Here is a 14571-nt window from a genome sequence, read left to right as displayed (position 1 = left end):
CACCGGAGAAACGTCACTGGCCGGGCCGTGCGGCCCAGGTGATGCCCCCGTGCAGATGGGCCAGGAAGGCCGGATCGCGGTAGGCCTCCGGGGCGTGCCCGAGGGCCGTGTAGAACACCCGTCCGGCCCCCTGCTCACGGCACCAGGCCAGCGGGTGGTCGTCCCCCATCCCGCCCCCGTCGTACGACGACTCGTCGGCGCGCAGCAGCACCCGCGCCCGGCCGCGCGGGCTGTCGCGGAAGTCGTACCACTCGTCGGTGAAGTCCCAGACGGCGGGCAGGTGCCGGGTCGCCGGATGAGCGTCGTCCTCGACGAGCGCTCTGCCGGACTGGTACTCCGGGTGGCGGTCGAAGCGGGCGCCGAGGAGTTCGCCGTAGTACGGCCAGTCGTATGCGGTGCAGGCCGCCGCGTGCACGCCGGCGAAGCCGCCGCCCGCCTCCACGTAGGCGGCCGGCCGCGCGCGCCCGGCCGGGGTCAGGATCTCGCCGCTGGTGGAGAGGAAGACGACGGCCGCGTACCCGTCCAGGGGCTGTTCGAGGGCGGCCGGGTCCGCCGTGGCGTCGACCCCGAAATCGCCGAACTCCCGTACGGCGGCAATGCCGTCCGGGATGGAGTCGTGGCGGTAGCCGGTGGTGCGGGTGTGCAGGAGCAGTCGAAGGGCCATGACCGCATGGTCGCCCAGGGACCGCCGCGGCTCAAAGGCCGGGCGTGGGCACGCTGTTGTCGGGAGCGCCGTCCCCGTTGGAGGGCAGGTCGCCGCGCTGTACCGGCACGTCGTCGGTGAAGGCCGGGTCGGGCGTCGGCAGGAGGGTGTCGAGTTCGGCGGCGGTGGGGCGGTGGACCGCGCGCAGCGCCTTGTCCAGCACGGCGCCGGAGACCCCGCCCTCGCCTTCGAGCCAGACCACGCAGTCCTTCTTGGTCACCTCGTACTTGTACCGGCCGGCGTAGCGCGCGTGGTCGGTGTAGAGGTGGATGACGGCACCGGTGCGGTCCGTGTAGGCGGCGGAGAAGCCGTCGTCGCCCTGGACGCCGACGGACTGCTGGGCGAGGGTGAAGCCGGCGGCCTCGGTGACGTACACCATCTCCGGGTCGATGCCCAACGCCGCTGCTTTGGAGGCGAGTTCGCCGGGATCGGCGGGCGCACCGGAGTCGCCGGCGCCCGCCTTCTGCGTTCCGCAGCCCGTGAGCAGGGCGGCGGCGAGGAGCAGGGGTGGCAGGACGCGCACGGCACGGATCATGCGCCCATCGTGCCGCACAGGTGTTCCACAGGCACCGGGTTTTCCGGTCGTCGCGCCGCCCGTACGGACGTCCCGCCCAGGCCTGGCCTCGGGCTCGCTGAACGCCATTGCGTCCACCCGGACCTCGGCACCCGCAACCATCTGGTGGCCCTGGACGGCACCGGCTACCTGGAGATCATCGGCCCGGACCCGGACCGGCCCGTACCGCCCGGCGCCCGCCCCTTCGGCGTCGACGGGCTGACCACCGCCCGAACGGTCACCTGGGCGATCAGTCCGCCGGACCTGGACGCGGCGGTCGCGGCGGCCCGGGCGCGCGGCCACGACCCCGGCACCCCGCACCCGATGAGCCGCCGCCGGCCTGGGGCCCCCGGCCTGGGGCCCATCCTGATCGACCGGGGTGCGTCGCTCTCCTTCACCGTCGACACCCCGAACGGCCCGGTGACCTTCACCTGAGCCGTGTCCGATTCGTTCAAGACCGCCGGCGGACTCTCCGCCTACGGTGACGCCATGACTCCGCGATTCGCCGTGATCGGCCTCGTCACCTCCGACCTGGCCGCGTCCCTCGCCTTCTACCGCCGCCTCGGCCTGGCCTTCCCGCCCGACGCCGAGGAGCAGCCGCATGTCGAGGCCGAGTTGCCCGGCGGCCTCACTCTCGCCATCGACACCGAGGAGACGATCCGCTCCTTCCACCCGGCCTGGCAGCCGCCCACCGGCGGGGGCCGCGTGTCTCTCGCCTTCCGCTGCGGTTCGCCCGCCGAGGTGGACACCGTGTACGAGGACCTGGTCGGCGCCGGACACCACGGCGAGCTCAAGCCCTGGGACGCCTTCTGGGGCCAGCGCTACGCGACGGTGCACGACCCCGACGGCAACGGCGTCGACCTGTTCGCCCCGCTACCGAAGTAGCCCGGTCAGCGGCGCTCCCGCCAGTTCCCGCACCTCGCGGGAGAGATGCGCCTGATCCGCGTACCCGGCCCGGACGGCCGTCTCCGCGAGCGGCACCCCGGCCCTGGCGAGCGCGAGCGCCCGCTGCATCCGGAGCACCCGGGCGAGTGTCTTGGGCCCGTACCCGAAGGACACCAGGGACCGGCGGTGCAACTGCCGGGTGCCGATGCCGAGTTCGTCGGCGGTGGCCGCCACCGCACGCCCCGCGTCCAGCGCCTCGACGAGCCGTGACAGCAACGGGTCGCGGGGCACGGCCCGTTCGAGCGCGATCTGTTCGAGCGCGGCGCCGGGATCGTCGGCGCCGTCGACGCGGGCGGTCAGCCGCCGTACGGCGGAGGCCGCCCACAGGTCGCTCAACTCGACGCGCCGGTCGCGGAGTTCGTGGGCCGGGACACCGAGGAAGTCGGGCGCGGTCCCCGGCGGGAAGCGCAGGCCCGTCCACACACCCGTGCCGCCCTCCGTGACATGGGCGTGCGTGTCGGGCCCGGCGACCAGCAGCCGCCCCTCGTTCCAGAGCAGGTCCATGCACCCGTCGGGCAGCACCCGCCCCGGCCCGGCGCCGGACGGATCGTTCGTCCAGACGACCGCACCGGCGAGCCGAGAAGCCCGTTCCCTGTACACAACGCCAGCGTAGACGCGCCCCGCCAAGGGCGCGGGAAACTGCGCGAGCACCCCTCACAACCATCAGCCGCCCACGCCCCCTCAGCCCGCCCGATGCTCCTGCGGACGCACCCCGTACACCCTCTTGAACGCACTCGACAGCGCGAACGCGCTCCCGTACCCGACCCGGCGCGCGATCGTCTCCAGCGTGTCATCGGTGTCCCGCGGCGCGTCCGCCTTGGCCGCGAGGGCGGCGACCGTCCAGGGGTGGGTGGGGTCGTCCTGGAGCAGCCGCGGCACCCGGCCGACCACCGGGTCCGCCAGCGCCCGGTACCAGCCGGGCGCCTCCCCCTCCGGCCGGGCGAACCACGCCCGCGGCGCGGCGGCGATGACGAGCAGGTCGGGGAGGCGGTCGAGGACCACCTCCTGCCCCGGCTCGTCGCGGACGATCTCCGCCATCAGCAGCGGGGTGAGCGGGCACTCCCAGACGTCGGCGGTGAGCGTCAGCAGCGGCGGCAGCGCGTCCGGCAGCCGACCGCTGATCTCGCCCCGCATCAGATACGTGCCATGGAAGCCCTGACCGCTCAGCGGCTCTCCGGCTTGGGCTTGTGCGGCGGGTGGCTGCTCTTCACATGGGTGCGCAGCCGGGCCGTGACGTCCTCGGGGGGCAGGAAGCGGGACCAGCGCTCCGGGAACTCGGAGGGCATGTCGGGGTCGTCGGGGTCGGGGTCGGCCTCGCGGGCCGCGGCGGCGCGGGCGACGTACTCGGCGACCTGGACCTCGCGCAGCCGCTCGTTGGCGGCGCGGGCCGCGGCGGTCGCGGCGGCCGGCCAGACCCGGTCGATCGCGGCGTTCACCGCGGCGCCGACCAGCACGGCGAAGGCCGACACACCGATCCACAGCAGCACGGCGACGGACGCGGCGAGCGAGCCGTAGATCGTGGCGCCCTCGATGGTGTTGGTCAGGTAGATGCGCAGCAGGAAGCTGCCGAGGACCCACATCGCCAGGGCGACCAGGGCGCCGGGCACGTCCTCGATCCACGGCGAGCGGACCGGCACGGAGACGTGGTACAGCGTGGTCAGGAAGACGATGGACAGGACGATCACGACCGGCCAGTACAGGACCTGGACGAGCGTCTCCGACCAGGGCACGATCCCGACCACGGCGTCCGGTCCCGCCACCATCAGCGGCAGCGCCACCGAGCCGATCAGCAGCGCCGCGATGAAGAGCAGGAAGGAGACGATCCGGGTCCTCACGATGCCCCGGACGCCGTCGAGGCCGTACATCACGGTGATGGTGTCGATGAAGACGTTCACCGCGCGGGAGCCCGACCACAGGGCGAACAGGAAGCCGATGGAGATGACGTCGGGGCGGCCGCCCTTCATCACGTCGTGCAGGATCGGCTCCGCGATCTCCTTCACGCCCTTGTCGGACAGGACGGTGCGGGAGGCCTCCAGGAGGTTGCTCTCCAGGCTGGCGATGGTGTCGGCGCCGGTCCAGTCGTCGACGTAGCCGAGCAGTCCGATGAGGCTGAGCAGCAGCGGTGGGACCGACAGCAGGGTGAAGAAGGCGGCCTCGGCGGCCAGGCCGAGGATGCGGTACTCCATGCAGGAGTTGACGGTGTCCTTGAGCAGCAGCCAGACCGTCCGGCGCTTGGAGACGTTCCGGTAGAGGGCTCTGGCCCGATGGAGCCGGCCGGAGGGCCGCTCGGGGGTATCGCTTGCTGGCTGCACGCCCTAACGGTATCCGCCGTCCGGGGCGCTACTCATCTTCCGGGGCCCCGATCGTGATCTTCCGCGAACAGCGGATCACGCGACGCGGCCGGTGGTGCCCCTGTGTCAGGCTGGAGACCACCGCCGTCGCCCCGGGTAGGTTCGCAGACATGGCAGGCACCACCACCCACACCGTGACCAACCAGCCTCCCCCGCTCGTCGGATACGACCTCTTCGGCGCCGACCACGCCCTCGTCGAGGCCGTCGGGCGGCACACCGCCCCCGAGCTGCTGGACGAGGTGCGCGCCGAGCTGTCGGGGATCGGCGTCTCGGCCGGTTCGGCACAGGTGCAGGAGTGGGGGGCGCAGGCGAACGAGCACCCGCCGCGGCTGCGCACCCACGACCGCTACGGGCACCGGATCGACGAGGTCGAGTTCCATCCGGCCTGGCACCGGCTGCTCGGCAAGGGCGTGGGCGCGGGCCTGACCACGGGCTGGGTACGGCCGTCCGGGCACGTCCGGCGCGCGGCCGCCTTCCTGGTCTGGACCCAGGTCGAGGCCGGCAACTGCTGCCCGCTGTCGATGACGAACGCGGCGGTGCCCGTGCTGCGCACCGACCCGGAGCTGGCCGCCGTGTGGGAGCCGCTGCTGACGTCCGTGATCTACGACCGTGAGCTGCGGCCCGCCGCCCGGAAGGCCGGCGCCCTCTTCGGCATGGGCATGACGGAGAAACAGGGCGGCAGCGACGTACGCGCGAATACGACCGCCGCGGTGCCGCTCGCCGAGTCCGGGACGTACGCCCTCACCGGACACAAGTGGTTCTGCTCGGCACCGATGTCGGACGGCTTCCTGGTGCTGGCCCAGGCGCCCGCCGGGCTCACCTGTTTCCTCGTCCCCCGGGTGCTGGCGGACGGCACTCGCAACGTCTTCCTCCTGCAGCGGCTCAAGGACAAGCTCGGCAACCGGTCCAACGCGTCGAGCGAGGTCGAGTTCGACGGGACCTGGGCGCGGCGGGTGGGCGAGGAGGGGCGGGGGGTGCCGACCATCATCGAGATGGTCGCCGCGACCCGGCTGGACTGCGTGCTGGGCTCGGCGGGCCTGATGCGGCAGGCGGTGGCCCAGGCCGTGCACCACGCCACCCACCGCGAGGCGTTCGGCGGCCGGCTGGCCGACAAGCCGCTGATGCGCAACGTGTTGGCCGACCTCGCGGTCGAGTCGGAGGCCGCGACCACGCTCGCGCTCCGGCTGGCCGCCGCCTACGACGACGACAGTGAGGCCGAACGGGCGTTCCTGCGACTGGCGTTGCCCGCCGCCAAGTACTGGGTGACCAAGCGCTGCGCGCCACTGACCGTCGAGGCCGCCGAATGCCTCGGCGGCAACGGCTACGTGGAGGAGTCGGGCCTGCCCCGCCTGGTCCGCGAGTCCCCGCTCAACTCGGTCTGGGAGGGCGCCGGCAACATCCAGGCCCTGGACGTCCTGCGCGCCCTGCACCGCGAACCCGGCGCCCTCGACGCCTACCTCCAGGAAATCGGCCGCGCCCACGGCGCCGACCACCGCCTGGACCGCGCCGTCAAGGACCTCTTCTCCGAACTGGCCGACCTGGAGGGCATGGAGGCCCGGGCCAGACGCCTCGTGGAACGCCTGGCAACAGTCCTCCAGGGCTCCCTGCTGGTCCGCTTCGCCCCACCGGAGACCGCAGACGCCTTCTGCGCCTCCCGCCTGGGCAACGACTGGGGCTCAACCTTCGGCACCCTGCCATCAGGACTGGACCTGACCGCCCTGGTGGATCGAGCCCGGGTGCCCGTCCCTACCTAAAGGGGCGCTGGGGGTACCCCCGGCCAAAGGCTGGGGGAGGAACTGCGCGAGCAACCCACCACAACCGTCAGCCGCCAACGCACCGGACAACGCACCCTCTGCCGCGCACGGCCAGGGCGCCGCAGGCACAGGCGGGGGTGGTGCTGCGCCGACACGGCACCACCCCCGCCCCCTCGGCCCATGTCAGGCCACTGACGCCGTGGCGTCGGCTCAAGTTTCGGCCACCCCCGGCTCGTTCACCAGGGTTGCAAGGGGTTGCAACATCTCGGTGTCTGTGTGCGGACTGTGTGCCTCCGGCACCGGAAAACGGCAGTATGAGACACGGAGTCGGACCGGAAACCGCCGCCCGGACGGCTTGACAGCGACTCATCGATGCCTTTTTCGAGGCGTATCCGGGAGGACCTCCGTGGGGAACCCGCCGATGGACGTGGCGCGACTCGCCGCGAAGAACGCGGCACAGGCGGCGCGGGTACTGAGCGAGGTACGCGAGGCCAGACTCGCCGGGAACCGTGGGCGGGTCTCGCCCCGGCCCGTGATCGAACAGTCCTGGGGGCGGATGCTGCGCAGCGGCGTCGACCCCGACCACGACTTCCGCACCGGGCTGCTGTCCGCCGACGAAGTCCGGCGCAGACGTGAGGAGTCACCGCTCAAGGACGTGCTGCCGGTACTGCGCGAGGGGTTGCTTTCGGTCGCGGACGTCGCCCAGCACATCATGGTGGTGGCGGATGCCGACGGCCGTGTGCTGTGGCGGGAGGGTTCCTCGCCGGTACTGCGCAAGGCGGACAGGCTGGGCTTCGAACTCGGCGCCGACTGGCGCGAAGACGTCGTCGGCACCAACGGGGTCGGCACCCCGGCGGTGGTGCGCCGGCCCGTGCAGGTCTTCGCCGCCGAGCACTTCGTCCGCTCGCACGCCTCCTGGACCTGTTCCGGCGCCCCGGTCACCGACCCCCGGGACGGCGCCCTGCTCGGTGTGGTGGACGTCAGCGGCCCGCTGGAGACCATGCATCCGGCCACCCTGGCCTGGGTGAACTCGGTGGCGAAGCTCGCCGAGGCGCGGCTGCGGGAGCTGCATCTGGACGCGCTGGAGCGGCTGCGGGCGGTCGCCGCACCGGTGCTGGCCCGGCTGGGCGGGCGGGCGCTGGTGGTGGACGCCGACGGCTGGACGGCGGCGGTGACCGGGATGCCGTGTCCACGGCGGCTCGCGCTGCCCAAGTCCCTGTCGCCGGGCCGCCGCTGGCTGCCCTCGCTCGGACTGTGCGCGGTGGAGCCGCTGGCCGGGGGCTGGCTGCTGCGGGCGGTGGACGAGCCGGTGCCGGTGGGCGGCGGCCGGCTCGTGCTGGACCTGACCCGGCCGCGCCGGTCCTCGGTGACCGTCGGCGGCGGCGTGGGCACCTGGTCGCGCGAACTGAGTCCCCGGCACGCCGAGTTGCTGTACCTGCTGGCGGTGCGGCGCGCCGGGCGGAGCGCGGCCGGGCTGGCCGAGGACGTGTTCGGGGACGCCTCACGGACCGTGACCGTACGGGCCGAGATGTCCAGGATCCGGCGGTATCTCGGGGCGCTGCTCGAACACCGGCCGTACCGCTTCCGTGAGGACGCGGAGATCGAGGTGCTGTTCCCGGACGACCCTCGCGACCTGCTGCCGTACTCGACCGCCCCGGCGGTGACGGCGGGCCGGACACCGGGCCGCCGGCCCGAATAAGCGTCCCCTTACCCTGAGCTTATTTAACGCATCCGGTGCATCAAGGGAGGTATCTTCCGCATATTTGCGGGGTCTTCGAGGTACGGCGGCCCGGACTGCCGTAGCATCCCGGTACGGGCCTCCCCACCTGCTCCTCGGTCAACGTACGGACCATCAGGCGCAGTTGGCCCGCCTCGGGAGGAAACATGAAGCATCGCGGCAGACACCGGCGACGCAGGCGGGGCGCGGCACTGCGCGCCGCCCTGGCCGGGACCGCACTCGCGCTCACCGCGACTGCCACGATCGTCAGCGCCTCGCAGGCCACGGTCGCCGAGGATCCCGGCGCGCTGAAACCGCTGGCCTCCACGACCGACAGCGCGCGGCTGCAGTTGCAGGAGCACCTCGTACCGCGCCGCTCGCTGGACCGGCTCGCCGCCGCGATGGGCGGCACGGTCGGGGTCGCCGACGTCCTGGCCACCGCCGACCACACCCTGCGCGAGGCGGCCGACTGCGACTCCGACGACCGGGACTCGCTGCCGGTCACCCCGGCGGCCGACGAGGCGTACTGCTGGGACCCCGCCGACACCCTCACCGCCGACTGGCGGCCGGCCTCGGTGACCACCTCCTCCGACGCCGACGACGACGGCCTGTGGGGCGCCAACCGGGTCGTCCTGGCCGGCTGGACGCACAGCACCGACACCGGCCCCGCCGCCTCCCGGGGCCTGGCCCGGGTTGCCGTGATCAACACGAACGACCCGGCGCACCCCTCCTACTCCTGGGTCCTGCTGACCGTGCCCAGCGCCGACGGCAGCACCTACCGGGGCCTGTCCTCGCAGATCTCCGGCATGGCCTGGTACGAGGACAAGCTCCTGGTCACCACCGTCCAGGGCAGCGCCGACGCGCTCTACGTGTACGACCTGAACCGCATCCAGCGCACCTCGGTGCTGGCCGACGCGATCGGCCGGGTGCGGGGCGGCTGGTCGGCTGACGGCTTCCGGTACGTGATGCCCGCCGTCGGCTCGTACAGCTTCACCGCCGGAGCCTGCTCCGCGAGCGGCGCACCCTGTCCGAGCGCGCTCTCCGTGGACCGGGGGACGTCCCCGGACAGCCTGGTCCTCGGCGAGTGGACCTCCGCGGACAGCGACCGGCCGGCCCGGCTGTGGCGGTACGCGTTCGACGAGACCCCGCGGCGGGACGGGCTGCTCGCCACGGACACCTTCGGCCGGGCCGACGCCGTCGAGGCGTACCGGACCGGGGCCTCCGAGATCCGGGGCGTCCTGTCGTACCGTCCGCCGGGCGCGACCGACTCCCTGTGGTATGTCGGTCACCTCCCCGGCGCCATGGACGGGCACGGCGGCCTGTGGCGGCAGGACACGAAGGGCGCGCAGGCGGCGCGCTGCGGCTCGGACGACTCGCACCGCTGCTGGGCCGAGGGCACCGGCTCGCTCTCCTACGCCCCGGACACGGGCGAGGTGTGGTCGGTCACAGATCGCATGCTGTTCTCGGTGCCGCTGCGCTCGATCGACTCGTCGCTCGGATAACGGCCGTCGACACGTCCGGGGCCGGGATGATTGCCTGGCCCCATGAGCACCATCGCCGTGACCACCTGGTCCCTGGAGCAGACGTCCCCCACCGACCTCCGACCCGCCGCCGTCCCCGACGGCGACGCGGTCAGGATCGTCCGCTCCGCGGTCCCCTCCCCCGAGTTCAGCCGCTTCCTGTACGCCTCGGTGGGCGGTGACATCCGCTGGACCGACCGGCTGAGCTGGAGCTACGCCCGCTGGCAGCAGCACCTGGAGCGGCCGGGCGTGGAGACCTGGGTCGCCTACGACCGGGGCACCCCGGCGGGCTACGTCGAGCTCGAACCGCAGGACGACGGGGTCGTGGAGATCGTCTACTTCGGTCTGATCCCGGCGTTCCGGGGCCGCCGGATCGGCGGCCACCTGCTCTCGTACGGCGCCGCCCGCGCCTGGGACCTGGCGGAGCGGTGGGCCGCGCTCCCGCCGACCAAGCGGGTGTGGCTGCACACCTGCAGCCTGGACGGCGAGCACGCGATGGCGAACTACCAGCGACGCGGCTTCCAGCTCTTCGACACGAAGATCGAGGAGGAACCGGAGGTCACGGCGCCGGGGCCCTGGGTGGGGGCGCATCCGGACACCCGGCCGTAAACGCGCCCGGGGCGTGACGCACGACACCTTGTCTCACCATTCAGAATAGATCCGTCCGAATCGCGGACAATGGTGGACTGGCCGGAGATCCGCGTGACACGCTTCCGTCATGTCTGGAACTGGAATTGCCTTGGTGAGTCGGCGGCACGTCGACCTCGGCCGCATGTCCAGCGCCATCTGTCCGGCGGGCTGAGAGCACAGCACCGCCGCGCTTTCCTGTCCAGACCTCCCGTTGCGCAACGTTGCGCACGTATGCCCGCATGCGCCCGCACGCGCAGGTCAGAGCCGCTTCCCCGCCTGTCCCGAAGGACGTATCAACCATGGCCGCCACCCCGCAGAACCCTGCCGCCTCCGCGCCCCGCCGCAAGGTGAGCCGTCACCGCGGCGAGGGTCAGTGGGCTATGGGTCACTTCACCCCGCTCAACGGCAACGAGCAGTTCAAGAAGGACGACGACGGTCTCAATGTGCGGACACGCATTGAGACGATCTACTCCAAGCGCGGCTTCGACTCGATCGACCCCAACGACCTGCGCGGCCGTATGCGCTGGTGGGGGCTGTACACCCAGCGCAAGCCCGGCATCGACGGCGGCAAGACCGCCATCCTGGAGCCGGAGGAGCTGGACGACAAGTACTTCATGCTGCGGGTGCGGATCGACGGCGGCCGCCTCACCACCCAGCAGCTGCGGGTGATCGGCGAGATCTCGCAGGAGTTCGCCCGGGGCAGCGCGGACATCACCGACCGGCAGAACATCCAGCTGCACTGGATCCGCATCGAGGACGTTCCGGAGATCTGGAACCGCCTGGAGGCCGTCGGGCTGTCCACCACCGAGGCGTGCGGCGACACCCCGCGTGTCGTCATCGGCTCGCCGGTGGCCGGCATCGCCGAGGACGAGATCATCGACGGCAGCTGGGCGATCGACGAGATCAACAAGCGGTACATCGGCAGCAAGGAGTTCTCCAACCTGCCGCGCAAGTTCAAGTCCGCGATCTCCGGCTCGCCGCTCCTGGACGTGGTGCACGAGATCAACGACATCGCCTTCGTCGGCGTGGAGCACCCCGAGCACGGCCCCGGCTTCGACCTGTGGGTCGGCGGCGGCCTCTCCACCAACCCGAAGATCGGCGTCCGGCTCGGCGCCTGGGTGCCGCTGGCGGAGGTCCCGGACGTCTGGGCCGGCGTGATCGGCATCTTCCGGGACTACGGCTACCGCCGGCTGCGCACCCGCGCCCGCCTGAAGTTCCTCGTCGCCGACTGGGGCGCGGAGAAGTTCCGCCAGGTGCTGGAGGACGAGTACCTCAAGCGCCCGCTGGTCGACGGCCCCGCGCCGGCCCAGCCCCTGCAGCGCTGGCGCGACCACGTCGGTGTGCACCGGCAGCAGGACGGCAACTTCTACGTCGGCTTCGCCCCGCGCGTCGGCCGGGTGGACGGCGCCACCCTGGCGAAGATCGCGGACCTCGCCGAGGCGCACGGCTCGGGCCGGGTGCGGACCACCGTCGAGCAGAAGATGATCATCCTCGATGTCACCGAGGCACAGGTCGAGTCGCTGGTCGAGGCCCTGGAGGCGCTGGACCTGACCGCCAGGCCGTCCTCGTTCCGGCGCGGCACCATGGCCTGCACCGGCATCGAGTACTGCAAGCTCGCCATCGTCGAGACCAAGCAGCGCGGCAGCTCGCTCATCGACGAGCTGGAGCGCCGCCTGCCGGACTTCGACGAGCCGCTCACGATCAACCTCAACGGCTGTCCGAACGCCTGCGCCCGTATCCAGGTCGCGGACATCGGTCTCAAGGGCCAGCTGGTCCTGAACGACGCGGGCGAGCAGGTCGAGGGCTACCAGGTGCACCTGGGCGGCGCCCTGGGCCTGGAGGCCGGTTTCGGCCGCAAGGTCCGCGGTCTCAAGGTGACCTCGGAGGAGCTGCCCGACTACGTCGAGCGGGTGCTCAAGCGTTTCCAGGCCGAGCGCGAGGACGGCGAGCGGTTCGCCGCCTGGGCGTCCCGTGCCAGCGAGGAGGCCCTCTCATGAGCGAGCGGGCCGCCCCCTTCTACTGCCCCTACTGCGGTGACGAGGACCTGCGTCCCAGTGAGCAGGGCCACGGTGCCTGGGAATGCGCGGCCTGCAACCGCGCATTCCAGCTGAAGTTCCTCGGGCTGCTCGCCCGGGGGCTGAAGCATTCCGAAGCCGGAGGGGAACAGATATGACCACCGCTCAGGAAGAGCGAACGAGCGAGGAGTTGAAGGCGCTGGCCGAGCAGGCCGGCCGCGATCTCGAAGACGCCTCCGCCCTGGAGATCCTCCAGTGGGCGGTGGACACCTTCGGCAAGGGCTTCTGTGTGACCTCCTCGATGGAGGACGCGGTGGTGGCCCATCTGGCGTCGCGCGTCCAGAAGGGCGTGGACGTCGTCTTCCTCGACACCGGTTACCACTTCCCGGAGACCATCGGCACCCGCGACGCGGTCGAGGCCGTGATGGACGTCAACGTCATCACCCTCACCCCGCGCCAGACGGTCGCCGAGCAGGACGCCGAGTACGGCCCCCGGCTCCACGACCGCGACCCCGACCTGTGCTGCAAGCTCCGCAAGATCCAGCCGCTGGAGCGGGGCCTGACCAAGTACGCGGCCTGGGCGACCGGGCTGCGCCGCGACGAGTCCCCGACCCGGGCGAACACCCCGGTGGTCGGCTGGGACGAGAAGCGGCAGAAGGTCAAGATCTCCCCGATCGCCCGCTGGACCCAGGACGACGTGGACGAGTACGTCGCCGAACACGGCGTACTGACCAACCCGCTGCTGATGGACGGCTACACCTCCGTCGGCTGCGCCCCCTGCACCCGCCGGGTGCTGGAGGGCGAGGACGCGCGCGCCGGCCGCTGGGCCGGGCGGGCCAAGACCGAGTGCGGGCTGCACGAATGACGACCACCGCGCCTTCGACGAACTCTACGAATCAGGAGAACACCGTGACGACCGGAGCCACCGTCTGGCTCACGGGTCTGCCGAGCGCCGGCAAGACCACCATCGCGTACGAGCTGGCCGCCCGGCTGCGCGACGAGGGCCACCAGGTCGAGGTGCTCGACGGCGACGAGATCCGCGAGTTCATCTCGGCGGGCCTCGGCTTCAGCCGCGAGGACCGGCACACCAACGTGCAGCGCATCGGCTTCGTCGCCGAGCTGCTGGCGCGCAACGGCGTCAAGGCCCTGGTCCCGGTGATCGCCCCCTACGCGGACAGCCGCGACGCGGTGCGCAAGCGTCACGAGGAGAACGGCACCGCGTATGTCGAGGTGCATGTGGCGACCCCGGTCGACGTGTGCTCCGTACGCGACGTGAAGGGTCTGTACGCCAAGCAGGCCGCCGGTGAGCTGACCGGGCTGACCGGGGTCGACGACCCGTACGAGGAGCCCGAGACGCCCGATCTGCGGATCGAGTCGCAGCACCAGACCGTCGCGGAGTCCGCGGCGTCCGTGCACGCCCTGCTGAGCGGGAAGGGACTGGCATGACGACGACCGTGGCGGCTCACGGGGAGGGCACGGGCACCCCGTACGCCCTGTCCCACCTGGACGCGCTGGAGTCCGAGGCGGTCCACATCTTCCGCGAGGTGGCGGGCGAGTTCGAGCGGCCGGTGATCCTGTTCTCCGGCGGCAAGGACTCCATCGTCATGCTGCACCTGGCGCTGAAGGCGTTCGCGCCCGCGCCGGTCCCCTTCTCGCTGCTGCACGTCGACACCGGGCACAACTTCTCCGAGGTCCTGGAGTACCGGGACCGCACGGTGGAGCGGCACGGGCTGCGGCTGCATGTCGCCTCCGTGCAGGACTACATCGACCGGGGTGTGCTGCGCGAGCGCCCGGACGGCGTCCGCAACCCGCTCCAGACCGTGCCGCTGACGGAGAAGATCCAGGGCGAGAGGTTCGACGCGGTCTTCGGCGGCGGCCGCCGGGACGAGGAGAAGGCCCGCGCCAAGGAACGGGTGTTCTCGCTGCGCGACGAGTTCTCCCAGTGGGACCCGCGCCGCCAGCGCCCCGAGCTGTGGAACCTGTACAACGGCCGGCACGCCCCCGGCGAGCACGTCCGTGTCTTCCCGCTCTCCAACTGGACCGAGCTGGACGTCTGGCAGTACATCGCCCGCGAGGGCATCGAGCTGCCGGAGATCTACTTCGCGCACGAGCGTGAGGTCTTCCGGCGCAACGGCATGTGGCTGACCGCCGGCGAGTGGGGCGGCCCGAAGGACGGCGAGAGCGTCGAGAAGCGCCAGGTGCGCTACCGGACGGTCGGCGACATGTCCTGCACCGGTGCCGTCGACTCCGACGCCGGCACGCTGGACGCCGTGATCGCCGAGATCGCCGCCTCCCGGCTCACCGAGCGCGGCGCCACGCGTGCCGACGACAAGCTCTCCGAGGCCGCGATGGAAGACCGCAAGCGCGAGGGGTACTTCTAACC

The 14571-nt window shown here is 72.0% G+C and carries 16 protein-coding genes and 1 pseudogene; 12 read left to right on the top strand and 5 right to left on the bottom strand.

Annotated features, from left to right (window positions below; all coding sequences use genetic code 11):
- Positions 1–13 precede the first annotated feature (13 nt).
- A complete protein-coding gene (locus tag ACFZDK_RS39380) occupies positions 14–664 on the bottom strand; it encodes a ThuA domain-containing protein (protein WP_390979832.1) in 651 nt (216 codons plus the stop codon).
- A 31-nt stretch (positions 665–695) separates the two neighbouring features.
- Positions 696–1238, bottom strand: a complete 543-nt coding sequence (locus ACFZDK_RS39375) for a membrane lipoprotein (RefSeq protein WP_390979830.1) — start codon at positions 1236–1238, stop codon at positions 696–698.
- A 6-nt stretch (positions 1239–1244) separates the two neighbouring features.
- Here ACFZDK_RS39375 and ACFZDK_RS39370 point away from each other — a divergent pair, with 6 nt between their 5' ends.
- Together ACFZDK_RS39370 and ACFZDK_RS39365 are read left to right on the top strand one after the other, a co-directional pair.
- Complete coding sequence (locus ACFZDK_RS39370) at positions 1245–1691, top strand: VOC family protein (protein WP_390979936.1); 447 nt, start codon at positions 1245–1247, stop codon at positions 1689–1691.
- A gap of 54 nt (positions 1692–1745) precedes the next feature.
- Positions 1746–2141, top strand: coding sequence for a VOC family protein (locus ACFZDK_RS39365; protein ID WP_390979827.1), 396 nt, complete (start codon positions 1746–1748; stop codon positions 2139–2141).
- Here ACFZDK_RS39365 and ACFZDK_RS39360 read toward each other — a convergent pair.
- The 3 genes and pseudogenes from ACFZDK_RS39360 to ACFZDK_RS39350 all read right to left on the bottom strand — a co-directional run bounded on the left by ACFZDK_RS39360 (position 2130) and on the right by ACFZDK_RS39350 (position 4513).
- Positions 2130–2801, bottom strand: coding sequence for a helix-turn-helix domain-containing protein (locus tag ACFZDK_RS39360; RefSeq protein ID WP_390979825.1), 672 nt, complete (start codon positions 2799–2801; stop codon positions 2130–2132). The genes ACFZDK_RS39365 and ACFZDK_RS39360 overlap by 12 nt on opposite strands.
- An 81-nt stretch (positions 2802–2882) precedes the next feature.
- Positions 2883–3461 (bottom strand): annotated as a pseudogene (locus ACFZDK_RS39355) (cupin domain-containing protein); the annotation flags it as partial.
- Entirely contained in the window at positions 3365–4513 is a 1149-nt protein-coding gene (locus ACFZDK_RS39350) for a YhjD/YihY/BrkB family envelope integrity protein (protein ID WP_390979823.1), read from the bottom strand. The pseudogene ACFZDK_RS39355 and the gene ACFZDK_RS39350, both read right to left, overlap by 97 nt.
- Before the next feature lie 149 nt (positions 4514–4662).
- On the opposite strand from ACFZDK_RS39350, the gene ACFZDK_RS39345 reads away from it, so the two are divergent.
- From ACFZDK_RS39345 to cysD, 10 genes are all read left to right on the top strand, one after another.
- Positions 4663–6306 carry an acyl-CoA dehydrogenase family protein gene (locus ACFZDK_RS39345; protein ID WP_390979821.1) on the top strand — a complete coding sequence of 548 codons (1644 nt, stop codon included), beginning with the start codon at positions 4663–4665 and terminating at the stop codon, positions 6304–6306.
- A 421-nt stretch (positions 6307–6727) separates the two neighbouring features.
- On the top strand, positions 6728–8005 hold the full coding sequence (locus ACFZDK_RS39340) for a GAF domain-containing protein (protein WP_390979819.1): 1278 nt from the start codon (positions 6728–6730) through the stop codon (positions 8003–8005).
- Positions 8006–8190: 185 nt separating this feature from the next.
- Entirely contained in the window at positions 8191–9525 is a 1335-nt protein-coding gene (locus tag ACFZDK_RS39335; protein WP_390979816.1) for a hypothetical protein, read from the top strand.
- Between the two features lie 42 nt (positions 9526–9567).
- On the top strand, positions 9568–10152 hold the full coding sequence (locus ACFZDK_RS39330) for a GNAT family N-acetyltransferase (RefSeq protein WP_390979814.1): 585 nt from the start codon (positions 9568–9570) through the stop codon (positions 10150–10152).
- Between the two features lie 109 nt (positions 10153–10261).
- Positions 10262–10345 carry a putative leader peptide gene (locus tag ACFZDK_RS39325; protein WP_309500612.1) on the top strand — a complete coding sequence of 28 codons (84 nt, stop codon included), beginning with the start codon at positions 10262–10264 and terminating at the stop codon, positions 10343–10345.
- A gap of 127 nt (positions 10346–10472) precedes the next feature.
- Positions 10473–12170, top strand: coding sequence for a nitrite/sulfite reductase (locus tag ACFZDK_RS39320; protein ID WP_390979812.1), 1698 nt, complete (start codon positions 10473–10475; stop codon positions 12168–12170).
- Positions 12167–12346, top strand: a complete 180-nt coding sequence (locus ACFZDK_RS39315) for a hypothetical protein (RefSeq protein ID WP_351328653.1) — start codon at positions 12167–12169, stop codon at positions 12344–12346. The genes ACFZDK_RS39320 and ACFZDK_RS39315 overlap by 4 nt, the downstream gene beginning before the upstream one ends.
- The gene (locus ACFZDK_RS39310; protein ID WP_390979809.1) at positions 12343–13053 is read left to right on the top strand and encodes a phosphoadenylyl-sulfate reductase; all 711 of its coding nucleotides are present in this window, start codon (positions 12343–12345) and stop codon (positions 13051–13053) included. The genes ACFZDK_RS39315 and ACFZDK_RS39310 overlap by 4 nt, the downstream gene beginning before the upstream one ends.
- 44 nt (positions 13054–13097) lie before the next feature.
- A complete protein-coding gene (gene cysC, locus ACFZDK_RS39305) occupies positions 13098–13634 on the top strand; it encodes an adenylyl-sulfate kinase (RefSeq protein ID WP_390979807.1) in 537 nt (178 codons plus the stop codon).
- Positions 13631–14569 carry a sulfate adenylyltransferase subunit CysD gene (gene cysD, locus ACFZDK_RS39300; RefSeq protein WP_390979805.1) on the top strand — a complete coding sequence of 313 codons (939 nt, stop codon included), beginning with the start codon at positions 13631–13633 and terminating at the stop codon, positions 14567–14569. The genes cysC and cysD overlap by 4 nt, the downstream gene beginning before the upstream one ends.
- Positions 14570–14571 lie beyond the last annotated feature (2 nt).

Origin of the sequence: Streptomyces sp. NPDC007901 (assembly GCF_042959465.1) — a bacterium.
Taxonomy (GTDB): domain Bacteria; phylum Actinomycetota; class Actinomycetes; order Streptomycetales; family Streptomycetaceae; genus Streptomyces.
The sequence above is the reverse complement of the archived record's forward strand: the minus strand, read 5'-3'. Positions and strand labels throughout refer to the sequence as shown.